The 13674-nt window shown below is 64.5% G+C and carries 6 protein-coding genes; 3 read left to right on the top strand and 3 right to left on the bottom strand.

Annotated features, from left to right (window positions below; translation table 11 throughout):
- Positions 1–127: 127 nt before the first annotated feature.
- Both IC234_RS20460 and IC234_RS20455 read right to left on the bottom strand, forming a co-directional pair.
- Positions 128–2056, bottom strand: coding sequence for a glycoside hydrolase family 88/105 protein (locus IC234_RS20460; protein WP_190928375.1), 1929 nt, complete (start codon positions 2054–2056; stop codon positions 128–130).
- A 147-nt stretch (positions 2057–2203) separates the two neighbouring features.
- Positions 2204–4567: a glycosyl hydrolase family 28 protein gene (locus IC234_RS20455; RefSeq protein ID WP_190928373.1), complete on the bottom strand. Its 2364-nt coding sequence runs from the start codon at positions 4565–4567 to the stop codon at positions 2204–2206.
- Between the two features lie 403 nt (positions 4568–4970).
- On the opposite strand from IC234_RS20455, the gene IC234_RS20450 reads away from it, so the two are divergent.
- The gene (locus tag IC234_RS20450; protein WP_190928371.1) at positions 4971–5984 is read left to right on the top strand and encodes a T9SS type A sorting domain-containing protein; all 1014 of its coding nucleotides are present in this window, start codon (positions 4971–4973) and stop codon (positions 5982–5984) included.
- Between the two features lie 273 nt (positions 5985–6257).
- Positions 6258–9596 carry a pectinesterase family protein gene (locus IC234_RS20445; protein WP_190928368.1) on the top strand — a complete coding sequence of 1113 codons (3339 nt, stop codon included), beginning with the start codon at positions 6258–6260 and terminating at the stop codon, positions 9594–9596.
- A 101-nt stretch (positions 9597–9697) separates the two neighbouring features.
- Here the strand turns inward: IC234_RS20445 and IC234_RS20440 are convergent, their stop codons facing one another.
- Positions 9698–12214: a TonB-dependent receptor plug domain-containing protein gene (locus IC234_RS20440; RefSeq protein ID WP_190928366.1), complete on the bottom strand. Its 2517-nt coding sequence runs from the start codon at positions 12212–12214 to the stop codon at positions 9698–9700.
- Between the two features lie 378 nt (positions 12215–12592).
- Here IC234_RS20440 and IC234_RS20435 point away from each other — a divergent pair, with 378 nt between their 5' ends.
- On the top strand, positions 12593–13624 hold the full coding sequence (locus tag IC234_RS20435; protein WP_190928364.1) for a LacI family DNA-binding transcriptional regulator: 1032 nt from the start codon (positions 12593–12595) through the stop codon (positions 13622–13624).
- Positions 13625–13674 lie beyond the last annotated feature (50 nt).

Genomic DNA, 13674 nt, shown 5'->3' with positions numbered 1-13674 from the left:
CCGTAATCGTTCTCGAAACCGATACCGATAGGTGCCGCACGCAAGTGAGGCCCCACTTCCCTACCCTCCAAAACAAAACCGGCCGGGAGATTCCCGGCCGGTTTGCCTATGCGCGTTTCTCGCTGTTTTATTTACTCAGCAGCCAGGTAGCCAAATCCTTGCCCGCCTGAAAGTTCTGGAACGAAGCCGGAATCTTGCGGCCGTCTACGTACTCGTTGTACAGCCACGGGTCGCCGAGCAGGAATACGCGGCCCTTGCCCAGCATGGCCGTGGCCATGATGACCTTGCCGTTGTTGGTCACCAGCGGCTTGGCAGGGCTCGTGGGCGCCAGCACCGACAGCTCTTTCACGTAGGCCGTGCTGGCGTTTTTGAACACGGCTTTGCCCGAGGTCAAGTCCACTTTCCCTTGCTCAAACTGGTTGCCCTGCACCATGTTCACGCTCTGGTCGGTGAACTGCACGCCGAAGTTTTTGGCCAGCTCGTTGAAGTGCTTGATTTCGCAGTTGGCCGTGTCGTTGGCCAGCAGCACGAGGGTGCCGCCGCCCTTCACCCACTCAGTTATCGCCTTGCTGTCGGCGGGCTGCACGTAGTTGGGCTTGGGCGACTCCTTACGCGAGTCCGGGTCGACGATGATGTAGACGCTCAGCAGCTTGAGGCTGGCGGCCGTGGGGGCCGCGGGCACGGCCACCGTTTTGGCGCCCAGCTCGCGGAACTGGTTGCCCCACAGCCAGAAGCCGCCGTGCTGGCGCTCTTCCCAGGTGTAGTGCCACTGCTCCTGCTCGCCCGTCACGGGGCTTTTGCGCATCTCGTGGTTGAAGTAGTAGTCCAGGCCCACGGTCTTGCCCTGGCCCACGGCATTTTCGGCGGCAATTTCCATCTCGGTGCTGGCCAGGATGAAGGGGCCGACGCCTTTAAGGTCGTTTTTGCGCAGCGGCTCGCTCAGGTAATAGTCGTAGGAGCCGTCGCGGTAGGGCTTGCCGCCCAGGCCACCCACGCTCACCGTGCCGTTGAAAGCCAGGGCGCCATCGGCCTCAGTGGCCACGAAGGTTTTCAGCAGGCCTTCGTAGCCTTTGCGGGCCACGTCGGCGTACTTTTTATCGAGGTAGCCTTTGCGGGCACCCTTGGCCAATGCGTACACAAACATGCTGCTGCCCGAGGCCTCGGCGTAGTTGCCCTTGCGGCCTTCCTGCGTCATCACCAGGCTCCAGGTGCCGGTTTTGGGGTCCTGGTACTTGGCCAGCGCCGGCGCCAGGCGCTGCAGGGCTTTGATGAGGGCCGGGCGCTGCGGATGGTTGGCGGGGAAGTAGTCGAGCACATCGACCAGCGCCATGCTGTACCAGCCAATGCCGCGGTCCCAGAAGTTGGGGCTCTGGCCGGTGGCTTTGTTGGCCCAGGCTTGCTCCTTGCTTTCGTCGTAGCCGTGGTAGAGCAGGCCGGTTTTGGAGTCAACGAGGTGCTTCTCAATCAGCGCAAACTGCTTGGCCACGTCGTCGAAGCCAGCGGGCTGGTTGAAGACCTGGCTGTATTCGGCGTAGAACGGCTCGGCCATGTACAGGCCGTCGAGCCACATCTGGTTGGTGTAAATTTTCTTGTGCCAGAAGCCGCCCTCTTTGGTGCGCGGCTGGCCATCGAGCTGCTTGCGCAGGTACTGCGCGGCCTTGATATACTTGTCGTTGCCCGGCAACGAGACCTGCCCCAGCAGCAGCAGCGCGTGGCCGGTGGTCATGTTGTCGAGGTTGTAGTCTTCCTGCTTGTAGGTCCGGATGCTGCCGTCCTTCTGCACAAACTGGTCGAGGTCCTTCTGAATGTAGGTGAAGTACTTGGCGTCGCCGGTGCGCTGCCACACGCGCTCCAGGGCGCGCATCATCAGGCCCTGCTCGTAGTCCCAGCGGGCAAACTTGTTTTTGCCGATAACGATGGAGTCCGGGTGCCAGCCGATGAAGGCATCGGCCATACGCTGCGAATAGGGCTTGGGGCCAGCCGTTTGGGCATCGGCGGTTTCGCTGAGCAGCGCCATTCCCAGCAGTGGCAGGAGAAACGAGGAGTTGAATTTCATATTGTTTTCGAAACGAAACAGAACGTCATGCTGAGCGCAGTCGAAGCATCTCTACCGCAATAGTAAACCAACCATTGAGTTACTGTTACCGGCGGAGATGCTTCGACTGCCCTCAGCATGACGTTTTTCTTAGTAAGAAATAGAGAATTAGCGCTGGGCGGTGATGACGGTTTTCTTCGCCACTTTGTCGCCGAGCTGCACGTCCTTTTTGGCCAGCTTGGTGTTGGTATTCGTGAGGCGAATGTCCTTGCTGCGGTCGCCGGTCACGCGCAGCAGCAGCTCGGCACCGTTGGCGTAGCGAATGCCGTCCAGTGCCAGGTTACGGCTGTTCTGCACTTCCATCACGGGCGCGGTGTCGGTGGAAAGCAGGCTCACGTTTTTCAGGCGAATGTTCTCGGCCTCCTGACACACCAGGCCCTTTTTGCTTTCCAGCACGGCGTTCTCGATGCTGATGTCCTTGATGCTCATCTCGGGCAGGCCGCGCACCAAGATGCCGGTGGTAGCGCCCTTGCAGGTCACGTTTTTGATGCGGAAGGTTTTGAACTGCGGGGTGCCTTCGTTCAGCGGCATCGGGGCAATGACGGGCGGGGCGGTGCTCTCGCCGGCCATGGGCACAGGGTCTTTGGCGGCGTAGTACATGTCGAAGAGAATGGCCTCGCCGGCGATGTCGGTCATGTCCACGCCGTCCACGAAGATGTTCTCGACCACGCCGCCGCGGCCGCGGGCCGTTTTGAAGCGCAGGCCCACGTCGGTGCCCATGAAGGTGCAGTTGCTCACGTAAATGTTGCGGGCGCCGCCCGACATCTCGGAGCCAATCACGAAGCCGCCGTGGGCGTGGTACACCTTGGTGTCGCGCACGATGAAGTTTTCGGTGGGCACGCCGCGCTTGCGGCCCTGCTCGTCGCGGCCCGATTTGATGCAGATGCCGTCGTCGCCTACGTCGAAAGTGCAGCCTTCCACCACGCCGTTGCGGCACGATTCCAGGTCCAGGGCGTCGGTGTTCTGGCCGTACCAGGGGTTTTTGGCCGTCACGCCGCGCAGGGTGATGTTTTCGCACAGCAGCGGGTGAATGGTCCAGGCCGGCGAGTTTTGAATGGTGAAGCCCTGCAGCAGAATCTGCTTGCAGCGCGTGAGGCTGAGCATGTTGGGCCGCAGGTAGTCGCGCACGTCGTCGAAGTCGGCCGGGTTCAGGCTCTTGCGTGCCTTGCCGTCGGCGGCCAGCAGGTTGCCCTTCATCGACGCCGCCGACGGGTACCACATGTCCTTCTTCTCGCTCAGCACGCCGCCCGAGGCCACCAGCTTCTGCCACTGGGTGTCGTTGAGCTTGCTCTTTTTCACGGGGCGCCAGGCGTCGCCGGCCCCGTCGAAGGTGCCGCTGCCGGTGATGGCAATGTTGGTCAGGTCGACGCCCGAAATGGGAGCCTGGCTGCGGATGGCGTCCTCCCCTTCCCAGGTGGTTTTGATGAGCGGGTACTGGCTGCGGTCGGCGGTGAACTGCACTAAGGCACCGGTGGCCAGGTGCAGGTTCACGTTGTTTTTCAGGGTGATGGGGCCCGTCAGCCACAGGCCGCGGGGCACCAGCACGGTGCCGCCGTTGGCGGCGCAGGCCTCAATGGCTTTGCGAAAGGCCTCGGTATTCAGCGTCTGGCCGTCGGCCACGGCGCCGTACTTGGTCAGGTTGAAGGTATCCTTTTTGAATACCGGCTCCAGCACCACCGGCAGGTCGGCGGCCAGCTTGCCTTCAAACGGCGTGTGGCTGAGGTGGCTGGCCAGCCCGAGGTGCTGGGCCTGCACGTCCTGCGCCACCAGCTGGGCCACGCGAGTGGCGCCGTATTCCGAAAAATGGGTGTTGTCGTTTTTGGCCGGCGGCACGGGGTTGGGCTGGTAGTAGCCGTTCTGGTAGCTCCAGAACAGCGGCCGCGTGCCCTGCTCGCCCATGGCCGAGTACATGGCCCAGCTTTTCTCGTGCAAGTCAATCAGGGGCACTTTCTGGGCTTTGGCCACCTCACGCACCACGCCGGGGTATTCGCCGTGGTCGTCCTTGCGCTTGCCGGCGTCGTCGAAGTAGCGCCGGCCCACGGGCGTGAGCAGCACGGGGTTGGCGCCTTTCTGCTTGGCTTCCTGCACAAACTTGGTCAGCAGCTGGCGGTAGAGCGTCTGGGCCGGGGCCGAGCGCACGCTGTCTTCCGCCTTCGAGTCGTTGTGGCCGAACTGGATGAACACCCAGTCGCCGGGCTTCAAGCCTTCGAGCACCTTGGCCCAGCGGCCTTCGCGCAGAAAGCTTTTGGTGCTGCGCCCGTTCACGGCCGTGTTGCGGATGACCACCTGGTGGTCGAAATACTGGCCAAACTCCATGCCCCAGCCGCGCTCGGGCTTGGAGAGGTCGGGCTTGTCGGACATGGTGGAGTCGCCGACCAGGAAAATCTGCGTTTGGGGTTCGGCCGCGGGCCGGAAACCTACCGTGAGGCCGGTGGCCAGGCCCGCCAGCAGCACCGTCAGAGTTGCTTTCATGGGAATTTGAGAAAGGAGATGAGCTCGGCGCAACGGCCCGGAGCGGGAAGTGCGGACAGGGTTGCCCTAACAATATTAGTCCCGTTCTCAACCGGCAAGGCCCTGCTTTGGGTCGGGAGACGCCTTTTTTTTGCGCAATCGTTGCCGGGAACGTTCTCATGCTCGGCTCCTCCGGTATCCAGCACCCGGCCGTTTGGCTTCTGGCCCTGGTACCCGCCCGCCGCCGCCAAAACCCTCCGGTTTCCGGCAACGATTGCGCAATTAAAGTCAACCCAAAGCTTGGGTTTTGCGGTAAGAAGAAGCCAGCTTGCATGAGTAAAGGCTTACTTACGTGCTGTCAGCAAGGCTTTTTGCACTTCTCGCGCTCTCAATTTCATTCTTCACCTTTTCACTTACAATTACAATGAAAAATCATCTACTCTCTGCTCTCCTGCTGCTGGGTGGCCTGGGCTTGGCGGAAACCGCCGCGGCGCAGACCCCGGTGTTTGTGCAATGGCCGCTGAAGCGCAACGCCTCCGACAGCGCGGCGGTGCGCTCGGCCGGCGTGACGCCCGGCACGCCGGTATTTCGGAAGCTGACGTTGTCCAACGGTTTGGTGCCCACTGGCGCCGCGGCCTACCCGCCCTACTCCAGCCTCGGCCAAGCCTTTGGCGTGAACGCCGACGGCAGCGGCTGGAGCTCGACGGCGCCCTCTACGGGCCCGGGCGGCTCGCCGCGCCGCGTGTTCTATGAGCAGTTCTCGTTCACGGCCACGGCGCCCGTGCAAGTCGACTCGCTGCTGTTCAGCGCCGCGGTGGCACTCTCGGCCGCCGGCCGGGTGGCCGTGGTGTACTCACGCAGCAACTTCACCACCGACTCGACCGACGTGACCGGCGGCAAAGGCCCCTCGGGCGTGCTGGCCAGCACCGCCAACGCCACGTTCGGCGTGAACTCCAGCGGCGTGGCCACCGCCACGGCCAACAACCCCGCCGTGCTGCCGCAGTTCGACCCCACCGCGAACCGCACTTTCCGCCTGGCCCTGAACGGGGCCACGGGCCTGGCCATCCCCTCGGGCCAAACCTTCACCGTGCGCATGTACTTCGGCGCGGCCAGCACCGGCATTGGCCGCTACGTGCTGCTGCGCAACGTGACGCTGAAGAGCAAGCAGGTGGCCCTGGCCGCCCGCACTGCCGTGCAAACCAACCTGGCTGCGTACCCCAACCCGGCCCAGAACCAGCTGAGCGTGCCCCACACCGCCGCCAGCCGCGACGCCCGCGTGACGGTGTTTAGCGTGACCGGTGCCAAGGTGGTCAGCGTTGCCGCGCAGCCCGGCACCACCGAAACGGCCGTCGACCTGAGCAGCCTGACCAAAGGCCTGTACCTGGTAGAGTACGCCGACGGCACGCAGCGCAGCAGCGCCCGCATCGTGAAGGAATAGTTGGCAGAAGACTAAATTTTAGTGAAAGCGCCCCCGGCTGGTCCGGGGGCGCTTTTTTTGTTGGTAATGAGATGCGTGCGGCATGGGCGGCCGGCCGGTGATGGCTTTGCGAAGAAGCTTGTGCGCAGCCCACTCCTGAGCTGGCGCCAGTGCCTGCCTATCGGCATCGTTGCCGGGAACGATTGCACAAATAAAAACGCCGAAATCGGCGCATTTGGCGGGTTTAGGAGCTTAATATTGAGTGAACACCCACTCAACACCAGACCCTTTTCTATGCTACAGCTGTACCGAACTCGCTTTACCTGGCCGCGCCCGGCTGCCCGCTTCTGGGCCCTGCTGGGCTTTTTGCTGCTGGCTTTTAGCTGCCAAACATTTGCGTTTGACCTGACCGTGGCCAAGGACGGCACCGGCAACTTCACCACCGTGCAGGCCGCCATCGACGCGGCACCCACGGGCCGCACCGTGCCGTTCACCATCTACATCAAAAACGGCCGTTATAAGGAGTTGGTGACCGTGCCGGCCAACAAGCCGTTTATTCAGCTGATTGGCGAGAGCGTGGGCAGCACCGTGATTACCTACAACAACTCGGCCGGCACTATTGTGGGCGGCGTGGCACTGGGCACCCAGAACTCGGCCTCGGTGACCATCAACGCCACCGACTTCTCGGCCATGAACCTGACGTTCGAAAACTCGTTTGGCGAGTCGGCCTCCAACGGGCAGGCCGTGGCTATTCTGGTAAACAACGACCGGGCGGCTTTCCGCAACTGCCGCTTCCTAGGCAACCAAGACACCATGTACCTGAAGGGCAACGGCACGCCCCGCCAGTACTTCCTGAACTGCTACGTTGAGGGCAACACAGACTTCATTTTCGGCAGCGCCATTGCTCTGTTTGAGAACTGCAACATCTACGCGAAGAACAAGGCCACGGCCAGCGTTTCCTACATTGCCGTGCCCAACACGCCGGCCGGCCAGGCCTACGGGCTGGTGTTCAAGAACTGCAACGTGACCGGGCACTCGGTGGCCGGCGGCACCACCTACGACCTGGGCCGCCCCTGGCAGGCCAATCCCAAAGCGGCCTTTTTGAACTGCAACCTCAACACGCCGCTCATTCTGGCCGAAGGCTGGTCGCCGACGAGTTCGGCCGGCACGGCCACCATCCGCGACTCGTACTTCGTGGAGTACCAGAACACCCACTTCAACGGCCGGCCCATCAACGTGAGCAGCCGGGTGCTGTCGGGCCAGGCCCTGACGCCCGCGCAGCCGTCGTCGCAGCTCACGGCCGCTGAGGCCTCCACCTACACCAAGGCCAACATCCTGGGCACCTGGGACCCCTGCTCGCTGATTGACTGCGTGACGCCGTTTGTGAAATCGGTGGTGGTGAACAACTTCCGGGGCGTGAAGGGCGCCACCACGTCGGCCTTCACCTGGAACACCAGCTGGCCCATCAGCGGCGACGTGCTGAGCGTGTACCGCGCCACGGCCACGCCGCCCACGCCCCTCGGCGCCTTCGCCGTGGTGAACTCCCAGACCGAGCCCAACGACACCACCTTCAACTACTCCTACTCCGATGCCGTGCCGGCCTCGGGCAGCCTCTACAAATACTTTGTGCGCGGCAGCAACGCCGTGCGCCAGATTTCGTCGGACACCGTGACCATCAGCAGCGCCCCCACCATCGTGACGACGGGTGCGCTGGGCAACTTCACCCAGCAGCTGGGCACGGGCTCGCCGGCCCAGAGCATCGGCGTGTCGGGCACCGATTTGACCAGCGCCGTGACCGTGACGGCCTCGGCCAACTACCAGGTGTCGCTCACTTCGGGCGGCACGTTTGCCAGCAGCGTGACCCTCACGCCCACCGCCGGCACCCTGGCCAGCACGCCGGTGTACATTCGCCTGAATGCTACCACCGCCGGCCCCTACACCGGCACCGTGACCCTGACCAGCACCAACGCCACCAACGTGGTGGTGAGCCTGAACGGCACCGCCATCGTGGCGCCCACCATCACCTCGAACGTGGTGCAGTGGTGGCCGTTGCGCGTGAACAACTCCGACAGCGTGCAGGTGCGCAACAGTCGCCTCACGGCCACCACGCCCACGCTGCGCCGCCTGTACCTGTCGAACGGCACGACGCTGGCCACCATCCCGGCCTATTCGAACCAGTTCGGCCAGGCCTTCGGCGCCAGCGCGGCCGGCGACGGGCAGTGGAGCACCGCCGCCGGCGGACCCGGCGGCACCCTCAGCCGCCTCTACTACGAGCAGTTTACGGTGACGGTAGCCGCGGGCGCCCCCACCATGCGCATCGACTCGGTGTTGTTCAACTCGGCGTTCTATAACACCAGCTCCAACACCAAAATGGCCATTGTGTACTCGCTAAATGGTTTCGGCACCCCGGCCGACTCCACGGAAATTACGGGAGTGAGCGGCCCGGGCGGTGCGCAGCCGCTCACGGCCAGCGGCAGCTTCAATAGCTCGTTTTCGCTGCTGAATCAGACTTCCGGCAACACCAACCTCTACCGCGTGGCCCTCAAAGGCCCCAGCACGGCCAACCCCAGCGGCGGCGTGACCGTGGCCGCCGGCCAAACCTTGACCGTACGCCTGTACTACGCCTGCGGCAGCACCGGCGTCCCGCGCTACGCCCTGCTCAAAAACCTGCGTTTCAAAGGCGATGTGGCCCCGCTGCCGGTGACGGTACTGGAGCAATGGCCCCTGCGCGTGAACAACACCGACAGCGCCCAGGTGCGCAGCAGCCGCATTTTGCCCACCACGCCCACGTTGCGCCGCCTGTACCTGTCGAACGGCACGACGCTGGCCACCATCCCGGCCTATTCGAACCAGTTCGGCCAGGCCTTCGGCGCCAGCGCGGCCGGCGACGGGCAGTGGAGCACCGCCGCCGGCGGACCCGGCGGCACCCTCAGCCGCCTCTACTACGAGCAGTTCACCCTGGCCGTGGCCCCGGGCTCGGCGGTACGCGTTGATACCTTGTTGTTCAACTCGGCCTTTTATAACACCAGCTCCAACACCAAAATGGCGGTGGTGTACTCGCTCAATGGCTTTGGCTCGCCGGCCGATTCCACGGAGATTGTGGCCGCTTATGGTCCCGGCGGTCTCCAAACGCTCAGCGCCAGCGGCAACTTCACCAACTCAATTCCGCTGCTGAACCAGACCTCCGGCAACACCAACCTCTACCGCGTGGTGCTGCGCAACGGCGGCGTGAGCCTGGTGGGCGGCCAGACCCTGACGGTGCGCCTGTACTACGCCTGCGGCAGCACCGGTGTTCCGCGCTATGCCCTGCTCAAAAACGTGCGTTTCAAGGGCACGGCCGGGGTCGTGACGGCCACCACGCCGGCCCAGGTGCTGAGCGCCCAGCTTCAGCTGTTCCCGAACCCGGCTTCAAGCTCGTTCTGGGTGCAGTTGCCGGCCCTCAGCAGCAAAGCAGCTGTATCGGCGGCCCTCATCAACACCCTCGGCCAGACCGTGCGGACCCAGCAATTGAAAACTGCAGCCGGCCAGCCCATCGAAGCAGAGGTTGACGTGCGCGGCCTGGCCGCCGGCGTCTACACCCTGCGCCTGAATGTGGGTGGTACGCCCGTGACGCGCAAAGTGGTGGTGGAGTAATTCATCCGTCACGCTCAACAAAAAAGCTCCGGCCACACTGGCCGGAGCTTTTTTGTTTGGGGCTGAATCTGATTCGCAGCCTGTTATCAATTGCTAATGAATTATTTGCCGCGCACCACCATGGTGCCTGAGCCTAGTGCCGGCATGCCTTCCAGGCTCACGCCTTCGGCCACGGCCTGGAAAGTGCCGCCCCCGTCGGCGGTGAAGAAGTGCAGCTCGGCCTGGCCGTTGGCGTTGGTGCGCACCGTGGGGTTCCAGTAGAGGGTGCTGGTGCGCGGGTCGGCGGGCGGGTTGGTGAGCAGGGCGTTGTAGCGCGGCTGGTAGAACTCGCGGGCCGCGTAGAAGCCGGGCAGCTTCACGGTGGCAATGCCGGGCGCGGGGTTATTGTCGGGGCCTTTGTAATTGGGGTTGGCGCGCTTGGTATACACGGCAATGGCACCGCCGCTGCTCCCGAAAATGGCCGCCTCCGCGCCCTTGAACACTTCCACCGCCTCCACGTCGGAGGTGTTGAGGTTGGTGATGGCGTCGATGTCGACCTTAATGCCGTCGAGGATGAACAACGGCGTGCCCCCGCCCCGAATCTGGGCCGACATATTCGGCGGGCTGCCGCTGATGGTGAGGCCGGCCACCCGGCCCTGCAAAAACTGCAGAATGTTGAGGCTGGAATTGGCGGTGGGGTCGTTGGCGAAGTCGATGACGGTGCCGCCGGTGGCGCCGTACATGCGGCGGGGGTCGTCGCGGGGCACGGCGGCGCGCTTGGCCGTCACCGACACGTTGCCCAGGTTGATGTTGCGAATGGCCTTTTCGGGGTGCAGGTCCAGCTCGGCGGCCTGGGCCTGCCGGCTGCGGCGCACAAAGGTGGCCACCGCGGCCGGCGCCGCCGAAAGCTGCGGCAGCTGGGGCAGCGGCTGGTTGCCGGTGGGCGGGCCCGTGTCGGGCTTGATGAGCACGTTGGTGCCGCCCTGGGCCCGGCGGGCCTGCAGGGTGATGACGGCCGTGTCGCGCACCGGAATGCCAATGAAGCTGAATCGCCCTTGCGCGTCGGTAGTGGCCGTGATAATGTTGCGCTCGGGACGCGTTTGCAGGAAGGTCAGCTGGCTGTTGGGAATGGGGCGGTTGCCGTTCTGGCTCACCACCTGGCCCGTGAGCGAGAGGGCCGTTTCGGGCGAGAACGTGAGGGGCGGCTTTTGGCCCGCCAGCACTTCTTTCCAGACAAACCGCCGCCAGCCTTGGGTCAGCAGCAGGTCGTCGAGGGCCTGCGCGGTGGCGGCCGACTGGTTGCGGAAATAATAGCCCGGGTTTTCCACGTAGCCCGTCAGGTCCGACGTGAGCAGCAGGTTCGAGGCAATGGTTTCGGCGTTGGGGTCGAGGGCGCTGAGGGCGGCGTCGCTCACGGCCACCGAGAAGTTGGTGGCCACGGGCTGCCCGGCGGCATCGGTCACGCGCACGTTGAGCTGCACGGGGGCGTGCGGGCCGTAGCTGGGCTGGTCGGGCGTGAGGGTGATTTTCAGCCCCGGCGCACCGTTTTGCACAAACGCCAGCCGCTCGCACTGCGGCGCGCCCTGCGCGTCAAACAGCGTGAAGTGCACAATGCCCGTGGGATAGTTCTTCTTGGGCATGCGCCAGGTGGCGGGAGCTTCGGGCGACACAGGCCGCGGGCCCGGGTAGGCCACCACGCCGCGCACCTGGGTCATGAGCTGAATGGGGCCCGGCGCCGGGGCGCCGGCGGCCCCGCGGTAGCGCGCTTCCACCAAAAACTCGGTGGCATTCTCCACCACGTGCAGGGTGTAGCCGCTGGGCTGCACGGCGGGCAAGGGGTAGTCGGCGGTGCTGCCATCGGGCAGCGTGACGCGGGCGTGGTAGCGCTGCCCGGTGCCCGGCACAAACGCGAACCGCCCCATGCCCCCGTGTCGGCTGCTGAAGGCCGCCAGCACCACCTTGTTCTGGGCGTCGAGGATTTGCCCGCGCACGTCGAGGCCGCGGCCGGTGGCGTCGGTGGCCTTGCAGGCCACCACGGCCGGCAGGCCTTCCACGAGGTAGCCGCCTTCGGGGAAAAACTGCACGTCGGGCCGGTTGGCGCTGGCGGCGGCGGCCTTGCCCTTGCTGCCGGTGGCGGCGGCTGCCTGGGGCACGTCGGGCGGGCTCAGGGGCGAGGCGGGCCACACGTTGAGGCGGCGGCTGTACACGAACTGGTCGCCGGCGTTGCGCATCCAGTTGGTGTAGGCGCGCAGCACGTAGGTGCCGGCGGCCAGCGAGTCGGCAATGTCGAGGTCGCCGTAGGCGCGGCCGCCGCGTAGCTGCAGCGTGCGGCGGGCCACCACCTGGTGCTGGGCCGACACCAAATCGACGTGCAGCACTTGGCTGAGCGAGTCGAGCCGATGCTGCGAGGCATCCACCACATAGGCGCTGAACCAAATGGTTTCGCCGGTGGCGTACACGGGCCGGTCGAGGTGCAGGTAGGCTTTCTCGCCGCGGGCGGCGGCGTAGTAGTCGCTCACCTGCCGGGCGATGCGCTGCAGCGGAGTTTCGTCGGTGGGCCGGGGCCGAAAAGCCATCAGGGCCACGCCGGTGGCTACCCCGGCGGCCAGAACGGCTTTGGGCACGCGCATTTTTTTCATGGTTGCTTGCTGTCGTGAAGAAGCGGCTCCGCCAATGGGCCCACCGCGAGATTACAACACAAAGATGGCGACGCCGTGAAGCAGGGCGTCATTCGGGCCGGGGCGCAGCGCGTCTTTCTGGTGCCGCTGCACCCTCCAGGAGGGAAAGTGGCCGTTTTTAGGCAGATTTTCGCTACTCTTGTAATAGATTTGGGTCGGTGAAGGCTTCCCCCAAGGACAAACCGCAAGGCCAGTAGCCCGACTTGTGTAGCACCGCGAAGCGGCCGGCTAACGGGGACTGCGCTGGCCGGAACCTTTCGGGACGCTCATCCGGTCCGTTACTTGGGCCGGCGGGTGCATCGCCCGTCACCGTTACTTTCACTACCAACCCCGAAGCGTTTGGACCCGGTCACCATCAAGGACATAGCGCACGCCCTCAACCTGTCGACCTCGACGGTGTCGCGGGCGCTGCGCGACAGCTACGAAATCAGCCCCGAAACCAAGCGGCTGGTGATGGAGTACGCCGAGCGCATCAACTACCGCCCCAACCCCATTGCCCTCAGCCTGAAGGGCAGCAGCAGCAAGGCCCTGGCCGTCATCGTGCCCCAAATTGCGAACAACTTCTTTTCGCAGGCCATCAACGGCATCGAGGCCATTGCCTACAACCGCGGCTACCACGTCATCATTTTCCAGACGCACGAGAGCTACGAGCGCGAGGTGGCCAACGTGCAGCAGGCCGTGTCGCGCCGCGTCGACGGCCTGCTGCTCTCGCTCAGCAGCGAAACCTCGGACGTGAAGCACCTCAAGGCCCTCATCGACCAGGGCATGCCGTTGGTGCTGTTCGACCGCGTGGCGGGCGAGCTCGACGTGACCCAGGTGGTGGCCGACAATTTTGGCGGGGCCTACGCCGCCACTTCGCACCTGCTCCAAACCGGCCGGCGGCGCATTGCCCACCTCACCATTCCGCCCTACCTCAGCATCACGCAGGAGCGCCTGGCGGGCTACCGCGCCGCCTTGGAGCAATATGGCGTGCCGTTCGATGAAAACCTGGTGCGCTACGGCACTTTTGGCCCCGACGAGGCCGGGCCCCTCGTGGACGAGTTGCTGGCCCTCTCCCCGCCCCCGGACGCGTTTTTCACGGCCAGCGACCGGCTGGCGCTGGGCTGCCTGGGCGCTCTGCGCCAGCGCGGCATCGACGTGCCCGGCCAGGTAGCGCTGCTCAGCTTCACCAATTCGCAGTCGGCTCACCTGCTCAACCCGCCCCTGAGCACCGTGACCCAGCCGGCCCAGGAAATTGGCCAGCTTGCCGCCGAACGCCTCATCGAGCTCATTGAGCGCAAGCACAAAAGCACCGGCCCCAGCACCATGAAGCTGCCGACAACGCTGGTGGTGCGCGAATCGTCGGCGCCTCAGCCCAAGCTGGTGAGTTAGTCGAGTTAAAAAGGAAGAGTTAAAAAAGGAAAAGCCCGCCTGACGATTCA

This window comes from Hymenobacter armeniacus (assembly GCF_014699055.1).
GTDB classification, from domain to species: domain Bacteria; phylum Bacteroidota; class Bacteroidia; order Cytophagales; family Hymenobacteraceae; genus Hymenobacter; species Hymenobacter armeniacus.
The sequence above is the reverse complement of the archived record's forward strand: the minus strand, read 5'-3'. Positions and strand labels throughout refer to the sequence as shown.

Excerpts from the sequence above, each read along its gene's own strand:
- IC234_RS20460 (WP_190928375.1), bottom strand. The coding sequence starts at position 2,056 with ATGAAATTCAACTCCTCGTTTCTCCTGCCACTGCTGGGAATGGCGCTG.
- IC234_RS20440 (WP_190928366.1), bottom strand. The coding sequence starts at position 12,214 with ATGAAAAAAATGCGCGTGCCCAAAGCCGTTCTGGCCGCCGGGGTAGCC.
- IC234_RS20455 (WP_190928373.1), bottom strand. The coding sequence starts at position 4,567 with ATGAAAGCAACTCTGACGGTGCTGCTGGCGGGCCTGGCCACCGGCCTC.
- IC234_RS20450 (WP_190928371.1), top strand. The coding sequence starts at position 4,971 with ATGAAAAATCATCTACTCTCTGCTCTCCTGCTGCTGGGTGGCCTGGGC.
- IC234_RS20445 (WP_190928368.1), top strand. The coding sequence starts at position 6,258 with ATGCTACAGCTGTACCGAACTCGCTTTACCTGGCCGCGCCCGGCTGCC.